The 20,378-nt window shown below is 40.5% G+C and carries 22 protein-coding genes and 4 pseudogenes; 13 read left to right on the top strand and 13 right to left on the bottom strand.

The annotated features are described in order from the left end of the window. Positions 1–118: 118 nt before the first annotated feature. From JCM21738_RS11645 to ykzB, 8 genes and pseudogenes are all read right to left on the bottom strand, one after another. On the bottom strand, positions 119–1,135 hold the full coding sequence (locus tag JCM21738_RS11645) for an LLM class flavin-dependent oxidoreductase (protein WP_023614260.1): 1,017 nt from the start codon (positions 1,133–1,135) through the stop codon (positions 119–121). A 176-nt stretch (positions 1,136–1,311) separates the two neighbouring features. Further along, positions 1,312–2,046 (bottom strand): exonuclease domain-containing protein, encoded by a 735-nt coding sequence (locus tag JCM21738_RS11650; protein ID WP_023614259.1) that lies wholly within the window; start codon positions 2,044–2,046, stop codon positions 1,312–1,314. Positions 2,047–2,051: 5 nt separating this feature from the next. After that, positions 2,052–2,348, bottom strand: coding sequence for a putative nucleotidyltransferase substrate binding domain-containing protein (locus JCM21738_RS25785; protein WP_243462991.1), 297 nt, complete (start codon positions 2,346–2,348; stop codon positions 2,052–2,054). Beyond that, the gene (locus JCM21738_RS11655) at positions 2,269–3,021 is read right to left on the bottom strand and encodes a DUF294 nucleotidyltransferase-like domain-containing protein (RefSeq protein ID WP_052019662.1); all 753 of its coding nucleotides are present in this window, start codon (positions 3,019–3,021) and stop codon (positions 2,269–2,271) included. The genes JCM21738_RS25785 and JCM21738_RS11655 overlap by 80 nt, the downstream gene beginning before the upstream one ends. A 139-nt stretch (positions 3,022–3,160) precedes the next feature. After that, a pseudogene (locus JCM21738_RS11660) lies at positions 3,161–4,422 on the bottom strand (ammonium transporter). A gap of 137 nt (positions 4,423–4,559) precedes the next feature. Then, positions 4,560–4,886 (bottom strand): MerR family transcriptional regulator, encoded by a 327-nt coding sequence (locus JCM21738_RS11665; protein WP_023614256.1) that lies wholly within the window; start codon positions 4,884–4,886, stop codon positions 4,560–4,562. A gap of 82 nt (positions 4,887–4,968) precedes the next feature. Next, positions 4,969–5,115 carry a Fur-regulated basic protein FbpA gene (fbpA, locus tag JCM21738_RS23305; RefSeq protein ID WP_023614255.1) on the bottom strand — a complete coding sequence of 49 codons (147 nt, stop codon included), beginning with the start codon at positions 5,113–5,115 and terminating at the stop codon, positions 4,969–4,971. 13 nt (positions 5,116–5,128) lie between these two features. Next, positions 5,129–5,272, bottom strand: coding sequence for a protein YkzB (gene ykzB, locus JCM21738_RS24765; RefSeq protein WP_162232610.1), 144 nt, complete (start codon positions 5,270–5,272; stop codon positions 5,129–5,131). Positions 5,273–5,442: 170 nt separating this feature from the next. Here ykzB and JCM21738_RS11670 point away from each other — a divergent pair, with 170 nt between their 5' ends. The 5 genes and pseudogenes from JCM21738_RS11670 (at position 5,443) to JCM21738_RS11690 (ending at position 9,946) form a co-directional block, all read left to right on the top strand. Then, complete coding sequence (locus JCM21738_RS11670) at positions 5,443–6,309, top strand: dimethylarginine dimethylaminohydrolase family protein (protein ID WP_023614253.1); 867 nt, start codon at positions 5,443–5,445, stop codon at positions 6,307–6,309. A gap of 363 nt (positions 6,310–6,672) precedes the next feature. Continuing rightward, a pseudogene (locus JCM21738_RS11675) lies at positions 6,673–8,137 on the top strand (alanine/glycine:cation symporter family protein). Positions 8,138–8,260: 123 nt separating this feature from the next. Next, entirely contained in the window at positions 8,261–9,175 is a 915-nt protein-coding gene (locus tag JCM21738_RS11680; protein ID WP_023614251.1) for a CBASS cGAMP-activated phospholipase, read from the top strand. 106 nt (positions 9,176–9,281) lie between these two features. Next, complete coding sequence (locus JCM21738_RS11685; protein WP_023614250.1) at positions 9,282–9,551, top strand: DUF1292 domain-containing protein; 270 nt, start codon at positions 9,282–9,284, stop codon at positions 9,549–9,551. A 125-nt stretch (positions 9,552–9,676) separates the two neighbouring features. Beyond that, positions 9,677–9,946, top strand: coding sequence for a hypothetical protein (locus tag JCM21738_RS11690; RefSeq protein WP_023614249.1), 270 nt, complete (start codon positions 9,677–9,679; stop codon positions 9,944–9,946). Between the two features lie 175 nt (positions 9,947–10,121). Here the strand turns inward: JCM21738_RS11690 and JCM21738_RS11695 are convergent, their stop codons facing one another. Next, positions 10,122–11,270, bottom strand: coding sequence for a glycoside hydrolase family 18 protein (locus tag JCM21738_RS11695; RefSeq protein WP_023614248.1), 1,149 nt, complete (start codon positions 11,268–11,270; stop codon positions 10,122–10,124). A 153-nt stretch (positions 11,271–11,423) separates the two neighbouring features. On the opposite strand from JCM21738_RS11695, the gene JCM21738_RS11700 reads away from it, so the two are divergent. The 8 genes and pseudogenes from JCM21738_RS11700 (at position 11,424) to JCM21738_RS11730 (ending at position 16,657) form a co-directional block, all read left to right on the top strand. Continuing rightward, entirely contained in the window at positions 11,424–12,215 is a 792-nt protein-coding gene (locus tag JCM21738_RS11700; RefSeq protein WP_023614247.1) for an alpha/beta fold hydrolase, read from the top strand. A 321-nt stretch (positions 12,216–12,536) separates the two neighbouring features. Then, positions 12,537–12,884, top strand: a pseudogene (locus JCM21738_RS11705) (LLM class flavin-dependent oxidoreductase); the annotation flags it as partial. 281 nt (positions 12,885–13,165) lie between these two features. Then, positions 13,166–13,882 (top strand): YebC/PmpR family DNA-binding transcriptional regulator, encoded by a 717-nt coding sequence (locus JCM21738_RS11710; protein ID WP_023614245.1) that lies wholly within the window; start codon positions 13,166–13,168, stop codon positions 13,880–13,882. Between the two features lie 187 nt (positions 13,883–14,069). Further along, a complete protein-coding gene (locus JCM21738_RS11715) occupies positions 14,070–14,315 on the top strand; it encodes a class I SAM-dependent methyltransferase (RefSeq protein WP_035209398.1) in 246 nt (81 codons plus the stop codon). Further along, entirely contained in the window at positions 14,312–14,641 is a 330-nt protein-coding gene (locus tag JCM21738_RS11720; RefSeq protein ID WP_035209400.1) for a hypothetical protein, read from the top strand. Before JCM21738_RS11715 ends, JCM21738_RS11720 begins: the two co-directional genes overlap by 4 nt. A 96-nt stretch (positions 14,642–14,737) precedes the next feature. Then, complete coding sequence (locus JCM21738_RS11725; protein WP_023614243.1) at positions 14,738–15,697, top strand: nucleoside hydrolase; 960 nt, start codon at positions 14,738–14,740, stop codon at positions 15,695–15,697. A gap of 128 nt (positions 15,698–15,825) precedes the next feature. Beyond that, positions 15,826–15,993, top strand: a complete 168-nt coding sequence (locus tag JCM21738_RS24355; protein WP_023614242.1) for a hypothetical protein — start codon at positions 15,826–15,828, stop codon at positions 15,991–15,993. A 103-nt stretch (positions 15,994–16,096) separates the two neighbouring features. After that, on the top strand, positions 16,097–16,657 hold the full coding sequence (locus JCM21738_RS11730; RefSeq protein ID WP_023614241.1) for a flavin reductase family protein: 561 nt from the start codon (positions 16,097–16,099) through the stop codon (positions 16,655–16,657). Between the two features lie 545 nt (positions 16,658–17,202). On the opposite strand, the gene JCM21738_RS11735 is transcribed toward JCM21738_RS11730, so the two are convergent. The 4 genes and pseudogenes from JCM21738_RS11735 to JCM21738_RS11745 all read right to left on the bottom strand — a co-directional run bounded on the left by JCM21738_RS11735 (position 17,203) and on the right by JCM21738_RS11745 (position 20,058). Then, the gene (locus JCM21738_RS11735) at positions 17,203–17,694 is read right to left on the bottom strand and encodes a staygreen family protein (RefSeq protein ID WP_023614240.1); all 492 of its coding nucleotides are present in this window, start codon (positions 17,692–17,694) and stop codon (positions 17,203–17,205) included. An 81-nt stretch (positions 17,695–17,775) separates the two neighbouring features. Next, on the bottom strand, positions 17,776–18,534 hold the full coding sequence (locus JCM21738_RS11740; protein WP_023614239.1) for a YybI family spore inner coat protein: 759 nt from the start codon (positions 18,532–18,534) through the stop codon (positions 17,776–17,778). Positions 18,535–18,626: 92 nt separating this feature from the next. After that, positions 18,627–18,878: an alanine:cation symporter family protein gene (locus tag JCM21738_RS27880; RefSeq protein ID WP_500778549.1), complete on the bottom strand. Its 252-nt coding sequence runs from the start codon at positions 18,876–18,878 to the stop codon at positions 18,627–18,629. Continuing rightward, positions 18,830–20,058, bottom strand: a pseudogene (locus JCM21738_RS11745) (alanine/glycine:cation symporter family protein). The gene JCM21738_RS27880 and the pseudogene JCM21738_RS11745 overlap by 49 nt, the downstream one beginning before the upstream one ends. Between the last annotated feature and the right edge of the window lie 320 nt (positions 20,059–20,378).

Genomic DNA, 20,378 nt, shown 5'->3' on the forward strand with positions numbered 1-20,378 from the left:
AAATTTTATAGTTTCCTAACCAATAAAAAAGGCGAAGGACCGCCATTCGGTTCTTCTCCTTTAAATCAGCCTTTGTTGCTGATAACCAATCTTTTGATTAATGAGATGATTTTATCTTTTAGCCTTTAAAAATATCATAGACGATTTCAAAAGACTTTAGTCGCGCATTGTGATTGAATATTTGTGCATTGATGATCATTTCATCTGCCTGTGTTTCATCCAGGAATTGCTGAAGCTTAGTTTTAATGGTTTCTGGGCTGCCTACGATTGATGATCCGATACGGCTGTCCAGCAGCATTTTTTCATAAGCACTTAACTGGTTTTCCAGGTTCTTGACAGGAGGAAGCAATGCACTTGGATTATTCCTGAAAAGGTTAAGGAACTGCTGCTGCATGGATGTTGCCAGGAACTCTGCTTCTTCATCGGTTTCAGCAGCAATCACATTGACACCGACCATTGCGTAAGGCTCTTGCAAAACATCTGAAGCCTTGAAACTACTCCGGTAAAGCTTTAGTGCACCTAAAGTATTTTCAGGCGAGAAATGGCTGGCGAATGAAAACGGCAGACCTAATTGTCCCGCAAGCTGCGCACTATAGCCACTTGAACCTAATAACCAGATGGGAATATTTAATCCTTCCCCGGGAATCGCCCTGACACTTCGATATTGGGAATCGAGCTCTGGATTGAAATATGCGCGAAGTTCGTCCAATTGCTCAGGGAAATCCTGACCATCACTGCGACGTTCACGACGTAATGCATATGCCGTTACCTGGTCAGTTCCTGGGGCGCGACCAAGGCCAAGGTCAATTCGCCCTGGGAAAAGAGATTCAAGTGTTCCGAATTGTTCAGCGATGACAAGTGGAGCATGGTTAGGGAGCATGATCCCGCCGGAACCAACTCTGATGGAGCTTGTCCCCGCTGCAACATGGCCGATGATAACCGATGTAGCGGAACTTGCGATGCCAGGCATGTTATGGTGCTCTGCTAACCAATAGCGGTTATAGCCCCATTTTTCAGCATGACGGGCAAGATCCAGTGTGTTTTTAAACGCATCTGCTGCGGTGGCGCCTTCAAGTATCGGAGCCAAGTCAAGCACGGAATATTTTATATCATTTAAACGTTTGTTATCGGTCATTTTCATCTTCCTTTATTGAATAATATTAACTGCCAGGAATAGCATTTTTACTATTCCCAGCGATTATACAATTCAATAGTAACAATTATCTTTCGGTAATCAAAATAAAATGATTTGAGATAAATCGAATAAAGGCATTTAATAAAGGAGAGTTGGGGGAGGGATGCGAGGAACGGCTATCTTATTAAAGATAAGTATTCATACACCTCTCGCAAATCCCGGTAGCCCTGCTCACGGGCTTTTTTTATATAGAAAGTCCAAAGATTTGCTGTCATTTTGGCATCCGCCAGTGCATGATGCCTATTTTCAACTTCAATCCCGCACTCGAGGCAAATTTGTTCCAAAGGCAGGGAAGTGACTACAGGCTTGAATAATCTAATTAAAAATGAAGTATCTATCACTCTGTGTTCGAAATTAAAGCGTAAATGGCTGCTTGTAAATTTCTTCATAAAGGCTTGCTCATGTTTTGCATGGTGAGCTATAAGCACTGAGCTGCCTATAAAATTTAAAAATTTCAATAGCACTTCTGTAGTTTGCGGGGCAGTCATGAGATCTTCATCAGTAATAGAAGTCAGTCTAAGTATATCAGTCGGCACTGGAATTTCAGGGTTGATTAAAGAGTAGAAAACCTCACCATCTAGTATACTGGAACCAATTACTTTGACAGCTCCTATAGAGATGATCCTATCGCCTTTTTCAGGATAAAATCCTGTAGTCTCGAGGTCAAAAACGACGACCGGCAATTCTTCCAGCGGACAGTCGAGGCTATTTCCTTCCTTCATTTCTTTTTGCAGCTGCCTTAAAAAAGACATTTTCTGCGGATTTAAGTGAGGGGGCATTCCCGCATAGATGTGCGACCCAAGCTTCCCGGTCATTTGCCGGAAGAAACGAACCATATCATTCATTCCCATAAAACTTACATCCTCTCAAGCATCTTTCGGACATGTTCATAAAATTGTTCACCAACTTTAAGCATTACCTTCAATGATTTCTTTTCAGCTTTAGTGAGCTTACTGGTATTTACGTAATGCCCGGAGTCATAATCGCTGTTGCTTCCATGTTTAAGGCGATAGTCAAGCAGTGCAGAGAAATTCTTGCTATATAAGGATCTCTCTTGATCTGACATCATAGCTTCAGATACACGTCTGATACGCGAGAGTGTGGGAGTTTCTTTTATTCCTTCGTAAAATGATAACAGCCTTCCTGCATTCACGAAGGGAAAAAAACGCTGTTTCCTTAAGATTAATAGCTCCAGTATAGGCTCCATGAGTTTCTACAAGCAACTGGCCAAGTACTCCGACCCCTTTTTTCATATACATTGTGTTGCGAAGCATCCTTAACAGCAATTGTTCTCTTTTAACTTCATCAAAGGCTTTATCTTTCAATCTGCTCAAAAGACCAGCATCGCCGTGGATCGACCTGGCGTCTGCGAATATAAGCAAATAGCGGATTGACTCCCATGTAGATTCACCAACCCAAAGTCCAAGTTGGTTCTCCCAATCTTTCATTGATTTACACCACAATGGGTTGCTTGCCATTACTGAGCCGGAACATTTTTTATAGCCAGCCAGCTCTAATCCTTCGGAAATCTCTTTTCCTAACTTTAAAAAATACTCCTGCGCCTCATCTGTTTTTAGTGTAAAAACCAATCCGTGGTCCTGGTCACTCCAAATTGATTGCTCCATCCGCCCAGCACTTCCCATGACGAAGAAAGAGAATGGGGAAGGGGGATTGCCGTATTCTTTTGAGACTTTTCTTAACGCTGCAGTTAAGACTTGGTCATAGACCAAATCATGAAAATGATTTAATTGTTCATTGCTAAAAGATGCATCAGACACCCTTTTGACTCTTATTCCATCAATATTTGAATCGTCACTCAAGTTCATGATTCGGACGGCCTCCTTTTTCAATTCATTAAAAGACGGTTGGCCCACAATAGGGCCGCCGCTTAATAACCTAGAACACTTTAATTCAATTGGCAGAGGGTTGCTGTGAACTTAAAGGAACATTACCTGTTGCGGGGATTTAGACTGATCCCTTTACTGCTTCTTTATTGACCAATTCCGGATAACCATAGCTTCCATGTTCACTGATATCCAGGCCGATGATTTCTTCCTCTTCTGTTACCCGCAAGCCCTTCATTGTTACCTTTATAATCGATAAGATGATAAAAGACGCGATGAAAGCGAAAGCACCTGAGGCGACAACTCCCAGCGCCTGTACTCCCAGCTGTTCAAGACCGCCACCATAAAACAATCCAGGATTCCCAACTGTAGCTAGCTCAGGGGTCGCAAAGAATCCTGTTGATAAAGTTCCCCACACACCAGCCGTACCGTGTACTGATAGCGCAAAGATAGGATCATCTATCTTTCTGCTTTCAAAGAAGCGAATACTGTAGAAAACAAGGATTCCGGCAATAAGCCCGATGACAACCGATGCCCAAGTATCAACAAATGCACAGGATGCCGTAATGGCCACAAGACCTGCGAGCGCTCCGTTCAGCATCATTGGAACATCCGCTTTACCTAAAACAATCCAGGAGATGAGCATGGCTGCAACAGTACCAGCAGCTGCCGCAAGATTAGTGTTAAGAGCAACAAACCCAAAGAATGCTCCATCAACAGAAACGGTGCTTCCTGCATTAAATCCGAACCAGCCAACCCATAATAACAATACGCTCAATGCTGTGAAGACCTGATTATGACCTTCAATATTATTAGCTGAACCGTCTTTATTAAATTTGCCAATACGCGGCTTCAGAAGGATGGTCGCTGCCAGAGCCGCCATTGCACCAGTCAGGTGTACTACAGTTGAACCGGCGAAATCCTGTTTTCCATGTTCTGCAAGCCAGCCGCCGCCCCAAATCCAATGGGCAATGAATGGGTAAACTAAAATTGAGAATAGAAGTGCAAAGACAAGATATACAGACAATTTTGCTCTCTCAGCAAATCCGCCAAAAGCAATCGTTAAAGATATCCCGCGAATGCCAGCTGGAACAGAAAGAATACAGCACCAGAGAGTCCTAAGCCCTCTACATCATAGCCTGAATAGAAAAAGTCCGAGAAACCCAGAATCGAGTTGCCTTCTCCAAAAATAATTCCATAACCTACAGCCCAGAAAACGATTGATGAGATTCCAAAAGTCAGAATCGTTTTACCGGCAATGTGGCCGGCGTTCTTCATTCGTGTTGATCCTGTTTCAAGCAGGATGAAACCTCCAATCATCAAAATAACCAAAACCGCGGAAATCATAACCCATAAGCTATTCATTAAAAATACCGTATCCATTTTTTCGTCCCCTTTCAAATTGTGAATATAGTTTGTATTCTCGCATGAATTTTTTTTATCAATCTACTTTTATGTAAGAAAACCTAACATGTTTTTTCAAAAAAAGAAAAAACCTTCAATCTTGAAGGTTTTACAGTTTAGTATTTTCGAACGCCGAATCGAGCATTCAATTGTCCTTGTATCATTTTCTTATGAGCCTCATCTTTATGTCGTTTCTTTTCCTTAATCATTTCCTGTCGGATCTCATAAGTCTGGACACCATCTTCGATTTTGTTTGCAATCTCAACTAAAAGTTCGACATCTGAGAAGGAATATCTTCTGCTCCCACCAGGAGTTCGGTCCGGAAAGACTAATTTCCTTTCTTCATAATATCGTATTTGTCGTTCAGAAAGTCCGGTCAGCTCACTGACAATACCTATAGTTATAACTTTCTTTTCTTTAAAGGAGGAGGGGTCTGCAGCCAATTCATACACCACGCTTTTAACAGTTTTAAATATTATATGTTATATTTCCTTACATGGCTATTCATTTGTATAATAAAGATCGTTAATATCCATTAATTAAATTTTTAAGTTCAGTTAATGTTAATTTCCTTAACTCTTCTTCGCCTTCATTGGTAATTTTCGATTTGATCAGATGCTGGATATAATGGTCCTTTAGTTTTTCAACAGCTGTACGTAAATGCAAGGACACAGAGAATCCCTCCTTAAAAAGTTTCATTTTGTGCAGCACGTAATATTTCTACAGCGTGCATTCCATGCCTTTTCAAAAGTTCTTCATACAATTCATCCCGAAAAAGATCAATCATGATTATCAATTGTGGCAAATCAGAAGTATTCTGTCTTTCCACATTCATCCCCTCATTTCCTGAATCAGTTGTAAATTTTCCATAAGCATAAAGAATTCTTGCAAAAAAGTCAGCAGGTTCGTCAGGATATCTGACAGGATTTTTTCAAGGTGAAGTTATGATTAAAGTAAAATCCGGAAAACCTAAAATGATTTGTATAAGGAGGAATGAGGATGGAACAGAATATGCAGCCTGAAAATAGAGGGTATGTCATAAATGAATATGACGTACTTAAGAAAGTCATTCTTTGTAGCCCACAGTATATGACAATACGTGATGTAATTAATGAAACTCAGAAACATTTCAAGGATGAAGGCATACATATAGAAGTTGCCTTGGAACAGCACAATGAATTTGTGAACACTTTAAAAAGTTACGGGATGGAGGTTATCCTTCTTCCGTACCATAAAAAATACCCTGAGCAAGTCTTTACTAGGGATATCGGGTTTACCCTCGGCCAAACTATATTTGTTTCGGATATGGCCAGCGAAGTTCGAAAGGGCGAGGAGAATGTACTGAAACAATGGCTCGAGGATGAGGGAATATCCTATTATAATTTAATTGGTGATCAGATCGAGGGAGGAGACGTAGTTATCGATCAAGACACAATCTATGTTGGCTTAAGTAACCGGACAAACCAACAAGCTGCAGATCATTTACAAGGATTGCTTCCAAACTTTAAAGTTAGACCCGTTCCCTTTAAAGCAGAATATTTGCACCTTGACTGTGTCTTCAATGTCGTTTCCCCGGAAATCGCATTAATCTATCGACCAGCATTGACAGAGGAAGATATTAATCTGTTCAGTTCGAGATATGATTTAATTGATGTGAGCGAGGAAGAACAATTTACACTTGGCACGAATGTGTTAGTCATAGGAAATAAAAAACTTTTGAGCCTGCCTGTGAATAAGGGAGTAAATGAACAGCTAAGAAGCAAAGGGTTCGAAATAATTGAAGTGGATATAACAGAAATCATAAAATCTGGAGGTTCATTCCGCTGCTGTACACTTCCGATTTTACGAGAGAAGGATGGACATTAAGAAACAATGCGGGAGACAATTGTCTCTCGCTTTTTTTCGTTTATGGCCAGCTGTTTTAGAAACTGCGAATACCCGTACAAACATAGAGCAACTTCTGACAGCTTTAGAGATCACCAGCGAATAGCTGTCCGAACATACAAAAAGCAAAAAGATTTGGAAGATAGCAAGGGATTATAGCCTAACCGTACCGACGAAAACCTTGTACAGGTTTGCTAGCAACCAGCAAATTAAATACTCCAACCCCTGTTTTTATACAGCTAAATAAATTGTTTTCTGTTAAATATCACATTTTGATTGTCCTTAATGTCAAGTTAACTTATAATTCAAAATAGAAAGAAATCAAATTTGTAAAGGGGGATTCATTTGGAAGCTTTTGTTTCTTGGCTCAATGGGATTCTTTGGAGCAACCCGGTCATTTACATCATTCTTGGAATCGGTTTGCTCTTCTCGATCCTCACACGTTTTCTGCAAGTTAGACTCCTGAAAGACATGGTTAAACTTATGTTCACAGGTAGAAGTTCCGATGCTGGTGTTTCATCTTTTCAGGCCTTATCTATCGCTTTATCAGGCAGGATCGGAACAGGTAATATCGCAGGTACTGCCACTGCTATCGCAATGGGTGGGCCTGGTGCGGTTTTCTGGATGTGGACAATTGCGTTTATCGGGGCAGGAAGTGCATTCGTAGAATCGACACTAGCCAGATCTACAAAGTTAAGCAAGATGGTCTCTACCGAGGCGGTCCTGCTTACTACATTGAAAAAGGTCTAGGAATCAAATGGTTTGCTATTGCCTTTGCCATAGCAGCTTTACTGGCAATGTCACTACTAATGCCAGGAATTCAGTCCAACTCGATTGCACTTGGTCTTGAGAACGCATTTGGCGTTAGCAAGTCAGTGACAGGTTTTGTCGTAATCGCACTTTTGGCTTTAATCATTTTCGGAGGCGTCAAAAGGATTGCGACTGTCGCGCAATATACAGTTCCATTTATGGCTGTTGGATACATCCTTGTCGCCCTAGTCATTATCGGAATGAATATCTCTGAAGTTCCTGCCGTTTTCGCTTTGATTTTCAAAAGCGCTTTCGGTGCTGATTCAATGTTCGGCGGTATTCTAGGCAGCGCGATTGCATGGGGTGTAAAACGCGGTATTTACTCCAATGAAGCAGGTCAGGGTACTGGTCCGCACGCAGCAGCTGCTGCAGAGGTTTCACACCCGGCTAAACAAGGTTTGGTTCAGGCATTCTCTGTATACATTGATACATTATTCGTTTGTTCCGCAACAGCTTTCATGATCCTGTTCACAGGAATGTTCAATACGGTTGGTGCTGACGGAGCATTCATTGTTGAAAACCTTAAGGGAGTGGAAGCAGGTCCAGGATATACTCAGGCTGCGGTTGATGCGGTTCTGCCTGGATTCGGTGCAGAATTCGTTGCTGTCGCACTATTCTTCTTCGCTTTCACAACAATCATGGCTTACTATTATATGGCTGAGACGAATATTGCTTATCTTCTTAGAGGAAGAAACGGCAAGGTGCCAATGTTCATCCTCAAAATTGTCATCCTAGCCGCTGTCTTCTATGGAGCGGTAAAAGAAGCTTCACTTGCGTGGGCGCTTGGTGATGCTGGCCTCGGACTGATGGTATGGCTCAACCTCATTGCCATTGTCCTGCTCGCGAAACCAGCTTGATTGCTTTGAAGGATTATGAGGAACAGAAAAAGCAAGGACTTGATCCAGTCTTCAATTCGAAAAAACTCGGCATCAAAAATGCTGAATACTGGGAAGAAGAATATTCCTTCAATCATGAAAAAGATAAAGATAAAGTATCATAATAAGATTATTTCGGAAGAGCTGCCTTCTCAAGGGCAGCTCTTCTTTTGGGTTTTATGGTTTGATTATATTGTCCCAGTGGAATGGGAAGAATGAGAGCATAAAGCACGAATCGGGGGAATTTCATGAAAATGTTATGCATCGATGGTGGCGGTATTAGAGGCATTTTCCCGATTGCTATCCTGCAAGCGATAGAAGAAGAGTTTGGAAAGCCTGTGGGTGAACTCTTTGATGTAATCTCAGGCACAAGTACAGGGTCAATCATTGCTGCTTCAGCTGCTTTGAACACCTCCATGGAAGAGATGATGGGCAGGTACGAGACTTATGGTGAAAAGATTTTTGTGCGAAAAGCCAAGATTGGTCTTTTCAAGAGTGTTTATAGTGACAGGTATTTACGCAGGCTGTTAAAACAAGCCTTCAAGGAAGTTACTCTGGGTGATATCGAAAAGCCTTTGTTGATACCCGCTGTTGATATAACCCACGGAAAACCTTATATCCATCGAACTGACTTTGGTTATTCTTCCGAAAATGAATTATCTATAAAATTGTGGGATGCTGTACTATCGTCTTGTTCAGCGCCAATCTACTTTCCGCCCAATAATGTAAACAATCAATATTTATCGATCGATGGAGGGCTATGGGCTAATAATCCATCGTTGGTTTGTGTGACGGAAGCCCTGCATCACTTTAAAACCGATTTAGCCGACATCCAGATACTATCGATTGGAACAGGCCAACAGAATATCGATTTTTCCATAGGGGAGGAAAAGTACTGGGGAATCCGACAATGGCTTCCATTCCATTTTCCGACTTTAAAGGTTATGCCGAAATTATTGGATCTGGCGATGGATTTATCTTCTGAATCAGTTACTTACCACTGCCGGCTTTTACTAGGCGACCATTACCTCAGACTGAACACAGAGCTATCAGAAGAAATTCCCTTTGATGATTTTACTAATATGGCAGAACTAAAGGACCTGGGAAAGCAGGTTTTTCAAGATAATAAACAGAAAATCGCATCTTTTTTATCGGATAAATAAGCTTTATACTGGCTAAAAAAATCTATTTAACTTAGTCTTAAACAGAATGTGGTTTACATAGTTTTGAGATACTATGCTGTGTAAAAAAAGACAGGAGGGACTATCCATGGATAAACTTGAAGTTGGCGAAGTATTCACAATTAGTGATGAGAATGATGTGGAACAAGAGGTCGAGGTGATTGGGGTTTTAACAATAGAAGGGTCTGACTATGCAGCTGTCAGTTTTGTCGAAGATCTTCAAACAGAATCGGACGAAGATATTGATATCTTTTTCTTGAAAGTAGACGAAGATGGAGATTTTGCAGCAATTGAATCTGATGATGAATTTGAAAAGGTTTCTTCTGCATTTGATGAAATGATGAATGAAGAAGAATAATGGGCAGAAGCGAGGTTATGCCTCGCTCCTTTTTAGGTATTATGTATTATAAAGACAAAAGAATTGTTAATAGAAGGAAATTATCCGAGTTTGTCGAATTGTTTTTTGAAAGGAGTTGATTCAAATTGGATAGTGTCGTTCTTGTTACCTTTAAAATAAAGGGAATTCCGATTCCTATTAAAATAGCATCTACTAACGAACCAAGCAGGGAGCAAATACTTAAGAAAATTTCAGATTTAGCAAACAGATATGACTTATCAGGCGAAATCCAATTCAAGAAGCTCCTCAAGGAAAACGGCCATAAAATGTATATCTATGAAATTGGCGACAAGAAGTGCATGGTACTGGTAGAAAGGCTCGAGAAAATAAAAGAGTTTGAAGAAAAAAGCTCCTAGTACTGCAACTGCTAGGAGTGTGTCTGCTATTCGTGTGTTTAGCCCAAGGGACTAGCTTCAATAACACTCCCCAAAACCCTTTTTAGCTTTCATAATGAACGGAATCTCTCGTGAATTGAAAGAAGGAATGTTTGTCGATTTTAAAGGGAAAGGAAGCCAATAGCGGCTTCCTTCTTTATTTCCTAATATAGTATCGAGGATCTTCCTGTTTCTTTAATTCCCCTGAGATCAAAGCCGTTGCACTGTGATTCCCTTTAGCATCAAGACCTGTCTCCCAAACCATCATGCCGCCCAACTGATGCGAGAGTGCAAGATTTGTTTTCTTTTTCAATGTGGAATGGCCATTATAATGGTATGTTGTCCCATTCATATCAACCTGATCCTTTCCGGCATTATCAGGATGATGATTGATAAGAGCTTCGTATGACACCTGTTTGATCGCAGGGTCCTCAGGCTGCGCATATAGCGGCACACCCAGGACGAGTTTCTTCCTTGAAAATCCATACTGGTCGAAAAGTTTTGTCCAGTAGGCCACTATATTAACAGAATAAGAGTAAGGCGATAAATTCGCAGCGTTATACTCTCCATCCCATTGGCCATCATAAGCCATCAAATTGACATGATCAAAGTACTTGAACATGGATGGCTCCAACACGACAGATTGAATTTCAGTTCCTGTTACGCTGTGCACCTTGGCATTTACAGCGATGGACAATTCCTTACCGTTTGATTTCAGCTGTTCACTTAATTCTTTTGCAAAAACAGCCAGATTTTGAGCATCTTCTGTTGAGCGAGGGTGCTCAAAATCGATATCTATGCCATCTAGCTTTTCTTTTTTTGCAAAACTAACAAGCTCGTGAACTAGTTTTTTTCTTGAAACAGAGTTAGAGATGGCTGCCTTGAAGTAATCATAAGATTCCCCGCCCTTGATATGGTACCAGCCGCCGATTGCCAGCATAACCTTCGTATCGTGTTTTTGCGCGTTAGTAACAATCGCTCTTAAATTTTTGACAGCATGATCTCCATTCATTAACAGGCTGCCATCCGAGTTTGGATGGGCGAAGGAAAAAATTACATGAGTCAGGTTTTTATAATCGATCTCTTCTGGCTTCCTGAAATCCTGGACATAGCCAATCAAAACCTTTGCTTTTTGCTTTTTCAATTGTGGTTCTTTTTTAAGTCCAGGTATTTTGGTTGAATGTGCTGCTTCAGCGCTGGCTGCCATCGTCTTGCTTTTTTGCGTATTTGAATAGAGTGTTCCAGATATAAAACCGCCCACGAAGGTGAGGATAATGACCATCAGGGGCAGGATGCTTATTTTCATAAGAGATTCCTCCTGAGTTTAATCAACCTCAAAATTGTAACAGAGAATACAACTTTATAGCTGTGGAAATATCAACCTATGTCTTATACCGATGGATTAATAATCGGGGAGCGGGGAATATAATAAATATACTTGATGATAGGAGCGGAAGATATGGACCCAAAGTTAGTAAGAGCTGGGAGTACGGAAATGAGTTTTATTGATGAAGGCAAAGGAGATCCAATCGCCCTCATACATGGATTTGCAGGCAGCAAGCACTATTGGGATAAAATCATTCCCGAATTGGCCAACGAGCATAGAGTCATCGCCCTCGACCTTCCTGGACACGGAGAATCAGAGATGGGGAAGGACAGATATTCCATTGAGGATATTGCCAGTACAATTAAAGAATTATTGGATCAGCTAGGGTTGGATAAGGTAACAATGTTCGGTCATTCACTGGGCGGATATATCACCCTGGCATTTGCCGAGTTATACCCACAGTACTTAAAAGCTTTCTCTTTGGTACACTCAACAGCAAATCCGGATTCAGAAGAAGCGAAGGAAGCCCGGGAAAACAATGCAAAGAAGATTCAGGAAGAGGGAACTGGAGCATTCATCGAAGGACTTTCCAGCAAGCTCTTTTCTCCTGATAACACAGAAGTGAATGCGAAGGAAATGGAAGAGACAGTCAAAATCGGCATGATGACCAAGGTGGATGGGCTTGTCAGTGCATTGATGGCGATGAAGGATCGACCTGAAAGGAATAAAGTGTTAGAGGAAACGGAACTTCCTGTGCTCCTGATTGCTGGTGAACAGGACCAAATTATCCCTCCTGAAAAAACATTTACTGTATCGAGACAAAATATTGAAAAGAAAGTCATTCATAATTCCGGCCATATGAGCATGTATGAACAACCGGATGAACTTGTTAAGGTGATTAAAGATTTCCTTGCAAAAGTTTAACGAGTCAAAACAGCCTGTCCACTTAGGGCAGGCATTTTTTATTGGTTAGGAAACTATAAAATTTATTTAGTTGTGGATAACTACATGTAGTATTCTTAATCTAGCTCCAGCGCCTAGCCCCTCGAGTCGCTTCGGTCCGCCCAATGAAGTCAAAAAACGACTTCACTGGTCGGCTCTCCAGCGCTTGTCGGGGCTGAACAAGGCGCTTGCGCTTTTTGTTCTTTGAAGTTCGTGAGTGTTAAAATGTATTACAGCACGTGGATATGGGATCTTTTGGTTGACAGAATTGTTTTAGATGGACACACAATCGTGATTCCGATGCTTGCCTGTCCTGCACCTGAAGTGATGCTGCCGTATATTGGCGCAAGGACAAGCAAAATCCGAATAGGTTCTGGCGCTGTATTGCTTCCACACTACAAACCGTTTAAAGTGGCGGAGCATTATAATTTGCTTGCAATACTGTTCCCAGACCGGATTGATATCGGAATCGGCCGTGCTCCAGGAGGGTCTGCAGAAGTCACCCATGCTTTGTCAGATAACTTCCTGCAAAACGTTTGGAAACTTCCAGAATCATTGAAAGAATTGCTTCATTATGTGAATAATGATCACCCAGAAGGAAGCGAATTAGCAAAAATAAAGGCATCTTCCTTACCAGATGTCCGTCCAGAATCATAGGGAATCCTAAGCAAGTAAAAGATAGATTGCTCGAATTGCACAAGAAGTATAACCCTGATGAAATCATGATCCTGACCATCACGTATTCACCTGAGGACCGAATAAGGTCATATGAATTAATAGCCGGAGAAACTCTTTAGGACAGCGGTTGAACCATTGTTTACTAACCTCTTAACAAATCTTCCATTTAAGGTATAATATTATCTGTGAGCAGCTGCTGCAACATGTATATAACATTGCAGCTATCTGATATAAGTTGAAAGAGAGTGAAATTTATGGGTCGTAAATGGAACAACATTAAAGAAAAGAAAGCGTCCAAGGATGCAAACACAAGCAGGGTTTATTCAAAATTCGCACTTGAGATTTATGTTGCAGCCAGACAAGGTGAACCAAATCCAGAGTCCAACCAGGCGCTGAAATTCGTCCTCGAAAGAGCGAAGACATATAATGTACCAAGAGTCATTATTGACCGTGCAATCGATAAAGCTAAGGGCGGAGCTGAAGAAAATTACCAGGAGCTTCGATACGAGGGCTTCGGTCCAAATGGTTCAATGGTGATCGTTGATGCGCTTACAAACAATGTAAACCGTACGGCTTCCAATGTGCGTGCTGCTTTTGGTAAGAACGGCGGCAACATGGGAGTAGCTGGTTCCGTATCTTATATGTTCGACAAAACGGCGGTAATTGGTTTTGAAGGAAAGTCCGCTGATGAAGCACTTGAAATTTTGATGGAAGCGGATGTTGATGCACGCGATATCCTTGAAGAAGATGAATCCATCATTATTTATGGTGAGCCTGAACAATTCCACGCTATCCAGGAAGCTTTCAGGAATGCCGGTATCACTGATTTTACTGTTGCTGAACTGACAATGCTGCCTCAGAACGAGGTTACTCTTGACGAAGAAACACAGGAACAATTCGAGAGGCTTATTGATGCGCTGGAAGATTTAGAGGATGTCCAGCAGGTATATCATAATGTGGATTTAGTTTAATAGAATTTTTATACAAAACAGACCCATTCTATAAAGGAGTGGGTCTGTTTTTGGACAGCATGATCAATCCAATTCCAGGGACGCCTGCTGTTCCGATACTTGCCAGTGTCGCAGTCAATATGACGGTCAATACATAACTATTATAATTTATTTTTATTAACTTTATTTCGGAAAGCAGTGATATATAGTGGATGTTCAAGATAAATGGAATCAACAATATATGGATAAGCTGACTAACCAGACTACTCCAGAACCAAATAAAAGATTACAAGAGATGGCTTCTTACTTGAACGGAGGAACTGCAATCGACTTTGCCTCAGGACTGGGAGGCAATAGCTTCTTCCTGGCAGAGCTAGGCTATAACATCACAGCTATTGATATTTCTGACATTGCTATTAACTATGTTCAAGAGCTGGCAGCCAAACGAGGTTGAATATTACGGCTAGAGTAGCCGATCTCACGAAAGAAAAAAATGATTTAACCAGCTGTAGGTACGATTTAGCGGTAATGACATATTACCTGGAACGTTCTCTATTTCCACTAGTAAAACAAGTGATCAAAGATGATGGATATTTATTCTTCGAAACGTTCTACAAACAAAAAGCAGCAGGGAATGAACATATTTCAAATCAATATAAGCTGGAGTCGAATGAGCTCCTTAAGGAATTCAGCGAGTGGAAGATTCTCTTTTTTGAGGAAAATGAGCAGGAAGGACGACAGACAATTTTTTGCCAAAAAATACAGAAATCAATCGGTTAAGAATGTCATATCCCTATTTGTAGAACATAAATAATAAGGAGTATCAAAAGGAGATATTTGTCATAAGATAGTTAAGATGAAAAAGGGTGGGTTGCTATGTACAATATCCTGTTGTTTACGGATTCAGGGGTAGATGATTCATTGGCTCTGATGTATGCCTTGCTTCATCCGGAACTTAATGTTGTGGGGGTAGTTACCGGGTACGGGAATATCACAAAAGAGCAGGCAATAAATAATACAGCCTATTTATTGCAGCTGGGAGAAAGAGAGGATATTCCGATCATCGCCGGTGCATCGGGCCCTTTATCTGGTGAACTGGCTACCTTTTATCCGGAGATACATGGACCAGATGGGCTTGGTCCGATCAGGCCCCCAGAGGATTTGGGAGAAGTAGAGGTATATGATATTGATAAAATCCTTGAAATTGTTAATCAGCACCCTGAAAACCTGGTAATCGTAGGAGTCGGGAGACAAACGGAACTGGCAATCCCATTTATCTTATATGGCGAGGAAGCATTCAAAACAGTCAGTGCTGTTTATATCATGGGTGGGGCGTTCCTCGTTCCTGGCAATGTCACAGCTGAAGCCGAGGCGAATTTTTATGCCGATCCAATTGCGGCTAATCAAGTGCTGGAAAAGGCAAGAAATGTATTCTTGCACCCGCTCAACATTACCAATAAAGCCATCATTCCTCCAGCAGTAATAGATTATCTTGCACAAAACAGCCAGACTCCTTTTAAAGATCTGATTAAACCTGTCTACGATTATTATTTCGAAGCGTATAAAAAGAATGTCCCAGGAATCCAGGGTGCGCCTCTCCATGATGTCATCACATTAAGTGCCCTCGTGAACAAAAATCTGGTGAAATACCTGCCAAGACGAGTTACCGTTGAATTGTTTGGCGGGGCACGAGGTAAAAGTATGGCAGACTTCAGGCCAAAGCCTGAGCAGGAACCTGAAGATCAACTAGATTGGATAGGCATGGAAGCAGACATACCAGCTTTTATTGAAGATTTTACCCTCGTTTTCATGGGGGATACGGAATCGAAAAATTAGACAAAAAGAACTCCCATTGATGAAAGGGAGTTCTTTTTTGAGTTGAGACTATAGGCTTTGATTTACTTCTTTGTACTTTTTCCTATTGGCATTAGAGTACAGCATCACTAAAATGCTAGAGGTAAATTATGTTCAGTGGAAAATCCAGACCATCCATTGTCCTGAACGCCATCGTGGCTGCAAGCCAGGCAGGGCTCCCGGTAGCAATATACATCAAAACATTAATTACGATTAAATCCATAAAGGTTCCTAGATCTGAAAATGCTTTTACAAAAGAAAAACTTTGCGGTTCATAGAATCTCCCTTTATCATGAGGTAGTATAGTTATTCTGTTTAATTTTAAAAATTTCGAATTTACTTCGCAATACGAAATACAGAATAAAAGGAGGGACTTACATAATGATTCAATCAATCAATCAAACTGTAATGCATAGTTATCCAGGAATGGTCGCACTGGTTACGGTTAGTCATAATGGAGAAAATAATATCATGGCTGCTGGCTGGCATTCCTACATATCCTACGAGCCGCCAATTTACGGAGTTGCCATCGGCCGTGAACGTTATACTTACCAGCTCATAAAATCTGAAGGCAAATTTGCTATTAATTTTGTGCCATATGAATATTCTGCTCTTATTCAGCAAGCAGGTGTGTATTCGGGTTCAATGGTGAACAAATTTGAAAAGGCGAACATCAGTTTCGACCACGGATCAGCAACGAATTCACCGATACTGCGGGATGCATATATAGCCTATGAATGTGAGATCATAGACCGCAATAGTTACGGTGACCACGATTGGTTCGTTGCAAATATCGTACAATTTTACAGGGATCCAGATAAATTCCTTAAAAACGGCATGCCAAATTTCGATGAGCTCACAATTCCGCTTTATTTAGGAAGATCCACATACACAAATGTAAATCAACATAGTGATTTTGTTTCGCATAGGGTTGAGGAATAGAAGCACACTAAAGACACGAAAAATGATCAGCCAAAGGTGCAGATGATTTTCCGTGTTTCATTTTAGTAGAAACGGGAGGAGATGAGTCCAGATTAACCTCTTATAAAAAACTTATTTTCTAGTTTACATAACATAAATTCTAGGAAGTTCTATAAATGATTTAAATCGGTATCTCATTAACTAAGTATACTTAAATCAGTGAGACGAAATTAAAATTTTTATAAATTTACTTATTCATTTTTATGCTTTTACATAATCAATTTATTTCTGGATATTAGTTAAATTCTTTTTTTAAAAAATTCGTTTTGTATACTATTTAAATTCAATTTATTTTAAGTCAGTTCCATTAGCTCTGCTAGGAAAAATACATTTTATCAATAATCAATCTTTATAATAACCAGTTATTCATTACATTATCTTTAAAATATTATAATCAATGTCAAGCCAATCTTATTTATACTCTTTCAATTCATTTTGTTTGTTTACATAATAGTATTATTTAGTTCTTTCTGGGATTGAATTAAATAGATTTTAAAAGCACAGGCTTACGCCTGCGCTTCTGGTGTTCTTTCCTTATTCATTTTGTTAAGATACGTTCTTGGCGTACCGTAGTATTCTACCTGATTGAATTCTGGATAGATAGATGAAAATTGTACATAAATGGGTGCATCGGGCAGCCAAGGATAATATGTGAAGAAGTTTTTATCTCCATACACTATCGCAGTAAATGCTAAGTCCAGCTCTTTTTTGAAAATCATATAACGGATCCTGGACATATTCAGGTCGTATTCCCCGTTACTGATATACACCTTAGCATACAGCAAGTATTCACCATTGATGGTGATCCAGTCTGCCAATACTTCATCCCGCATTTCATAGTTGATTGCCTGATAATCATAGACATTCCCGACCGCTAGAAACAGCTCTCCAGTAAGATCGGAATGTGTTAAAGTGTACTTCCTGCTGTCTATTGGCAAAAAAGCAGTTGCTGGTGGAATAAAGTTAACGCTCAATCGTTCTGGCTTGAATTTACTCACGGCTGAAGGCTCCTTCCCGTTAAAAGAATCCTTTTCCGATATCCTATGCCATTTAGCCGCAATCCGTGACAATCGCCTATATTATTCAGATTGGAGGCTTTTGACCTCAGCGTTTATTACTCGCCATTTCCCCTTTTCATATAACCAGGTCGATTCAATATTCGCAATTCCATCCGCATTGTATGCACCATTTATTCGTTGGATGCCTTTCAACCCATAAAAGTCGTCTTTTACCTTAATCGGCTTTAAAATGCCAAAAGGAAGAACCATTAACTCTGTTGGTTCATTTAGCTTTCCATCCTGATATAAACCCAGGCTTTCGTACTCCTCTTTTCTGTCACTTAAATCAAAAGTGTATGATTGTCCTGTTTCCTGAAGCTTTATGGATGCCTTGTAACCATCCTCAAATTGACTGCTGGCAGCAAGAGGTTCTGGTACAGTCAGATTGGTAACTTGGAAATCCTTTAAACTATATAAATAAAAATTTGATAGACCGCCACTTCCCCCGGTAGGAACACTGATAAATATGTCTTTCACTGAATCGTGATTCAAATCTTTATAAATGTTAGTTGGATCGTATCCAGCTTCAAGATCGATTTTATAATTTTCGCCATTTGATGCCCTTATTTTCAAGAATATCTTTTTGAGAAACTGCGCTCCTTCTTCATAAGGCACTCCTTTTACATAAATCAAATCCTTTTTTCCATCGCCAGTTACATCAACTTTTTCCTCAGAGATCGTCACCGTTTTTTCCTGGGACTCCCCTGCATATACGCCGGTAAGCGCGGTTAACGACATAAAAAAGAACGCGCTGAACGTGATTAATAGCTCCTTTTTCATTATACATCACCCCGTTATACTTAACATCTCCAATTATGGTAAAAAAATGCACAAAAAAAAACCTCTGATCTAATCAGAGGGGTGAATAATAATTATTTGTTCTTGGATTCTGCATGTTTACGGTATTCCCAGGATTCAATTCCTGTTAAACCTTCTATAGAGTCAGCATAAAACACTGGATCTTTTCCTTGTCTACGCTGTTCTTTATAATCCTTTAATGCCGCCATGGCAATCTTTGCTAGCAAGGTTATCGCTACAAGGTTGATTAGTGCCATCAATCCCATGAAGAGGTCTGCTAAATTCCATACAATTTCCAACTCGGCAATTGCACCAAACAAAACCATTGCAATAACAGCAAGACGATAAATGAATAGAGCCGTAGGGCTTTCCTTAATGAATTCAATATTAGTTTCACCATAATAGTAATTACCAATAATCGATGTGAAGGCGAAAAGGAAATAGCTCCACCGACGAATGTTGGTGCCCACGAACCGACATGGCTTGTCAGTGCTGCCTGCGTTAACTGTATACCATCTAAATCGGAATTCGTATATTCTCCTGACAATATGATGATGAAGCTGTTGCCGTACAAATTAGTAAAGTATCCGTAAATACTCCCAATGTCTGGATTAGGCCTTGCTTCACTGGATGTGTGACTGCAGCAGTGGCCGCTGCATTTGGTGCGCTACCCATACCAGCCTCGTTAGAAAATAACCCTCTCTTTATTCCCATCAAGACCGCTGCTCCCATTCCGCCCCCAACTACTTCCTGTAAGCCGAAAGCGTTCTTGACGATCAGTGAGAGCATAGCAGGAATTTCACTGAAATTCATAATCACAATAAACAAAGCGAGGATTAAATATATCACAGCCATGATTGGCACGATGATTTGTGATACAAAAGCAATTCTCTTGATGCCACCAAAAATGACTGCGGCAGTCATAACAGCTAATATGATTCCCATCCAAAAGGGATCGAATCCAAATGCCTGGTCAAATGCAAGGGAAATTGTATTGGATTGGACAGAACTAAACACCAAACCAAAAGTAAAAACAATAATTATTGCAAACAAAACGCCTAACCATCGTTTGTTTAGTCCGCGTTCCATATAATAAGCTGGACCGCCGCGAAATTCTGCCTCATCACTATCTTTAACCTTATAGATTTGGGCTAGAGTACTTTCAATAAAGCTGGATGCTGCACCAACAAGGGCAATGATCCACATCCAGAAGACAGCACCAGGACCTCCGGCTGAGATAGCAGTCGCAACTCCTGCCAGGTTACCTGTCCCAACTCTAGAAGCCAAGCTGACCGTAAAGGCCTGGAATGAAGACCTGCCCCTTTTCCCTTCGGAAGACACGGTGGCCGGATCCTTTAACACTCTGATCATTTCCGGGAAAAATTCGAACTGAACAAATCTGGTTCTGAATGTAAAATATGTACCCAGTGCTACTAGAACAGCAATTAAGATATAACTCCACATATAGTTGTTCAATTCAGATATGATGTTGTTGAAAATCTCCATAGAAAACTCCTTTATTAGTTTTTGACAAAGCTGTTTTTACTTTGAACATAATTTTTTCGTATAATACATCTCCTGCCTTTGCGAACAGCCTAGGAGTCATGTTCAATCTACTCCTTAAGTGTTGTGGCATTCGTATGTATTACGAGATGCAAAAAGGTTTACGAAAAGGTCTTTCATAGTTATTTTGGTATAGTTTTTAATGTACCAAATTGCAATCGCTTTACAATGGTACTTCACTCCCAATATTAGCTTTGCCCCAGATAGAGAGGAAGTTACCTATGTAATACCCTGGTTATGATAAAAAAACAAAAACACAGCAG

The sequence above is a fragment of the Mesobacillus boroniphilus JCM 21738 genome (assembly GCF_000517385.1).
GTDB lineage: Bacteria > Bacillota > Bacilli > Bacillales > Cytobacillaceae > Mesobacillus > Mesobacillus boroniphilus.

Coding starts and splice junctions, on each gene's coding strand:
- JCM21738_RS11645 (WP_023614260.1), bottom strand. CDS start 1,135: ATGACCGATAACAAACGTTTAAATGATATAAAATATTCCGTGCTTGAC.
- JCM21738_RS11650 (WP_023614259.1), bottom strand. CDS start 2,046: ATGGGAATGAATGATATGGTTCGTTTCTTCCGGCAAATGACCGGGAAG.
- JCM21738_RS11655 (WP_052019662.1), bottom strand. CDS start 3,021: ATGAACTTGAGTGACGATTCAAATATTGATGGAATAAGAGTCAAAAGG.
- JCM21738_RS11670 (WP_023614253.1), top strand. CDS start 5,443: ATGGAACAGAATATGCAGCCTGAAAATAGAGGGTATGTCATAAATGAA.
- JCM21738_RS11680 (WP_023614251.1), top strand. CDS start 8,261: ATGAAAATGTTATGCATCGATGGTGGCGGTATTAGAGGCATTTTCCCG.
- JCM21738_RS11685 (WP_023614250.1), top strand. CDS start 9,282: ATGGATAAACTTGAAGTTGGCGAAGTATTCACAATTAGTGATGAGAAT.
- JCM21738_RS11695 (WP_023614248.1), bottom strand. CDS start 11,270: ATGAAAATAAGCATCCTGCCCCTGATGGTCATTATCCTCACCTTCGTG.
- JCM21738_RS11700 (WP_023614247.1), top strand. CDS start 11,424: ATGGACCCAAAGTTAGTAAGAGCTGGGAGTACGGAAATGAGTTTTATT.
- JCM21738_RS11710 (WP_023614245.1), top strand. CDS start 13,166: ATGGGTCGTAAATGGAACAACATTAAAGAAAAGAAAGCGTCCAAGGAT.
- JCM21738_RS11725 (WP_023614243.1), top strand. CDS start 14,738: ATGTACAATATCCTGTTGTTTACGGATTCAGGGGTAGATGATTCATTG.
- JCM21738_RS24355 (WP_023614242.1), top strand. CDS start 15,826: ATGTTCAGTGGAAAATCCAGACCATCCATTGTCCTGAACGCCATCGTG.
- JCM21738_RS11730 (WP_023614241.1), top strand. CDS start 16,097: ATGATTCAATCAATCAATCAAACTGTAATGCATAGTTATCCAGGAATG.
- JCM21738_RS11740 (WP_023614239.1), bottom strand. CDS start 18,534: ATGAAAAAGGAGCTATTAATCACGTTCAGCGCGTTCTTTTTTATGTCG.
- JCM21738_RS27880 (WP_500778549.1), bottom strand. CDS start 18,878: ATGGTTTTGTTTGGTGCAATTGCCGAGTTGGAAATTGTATGGAATTTA.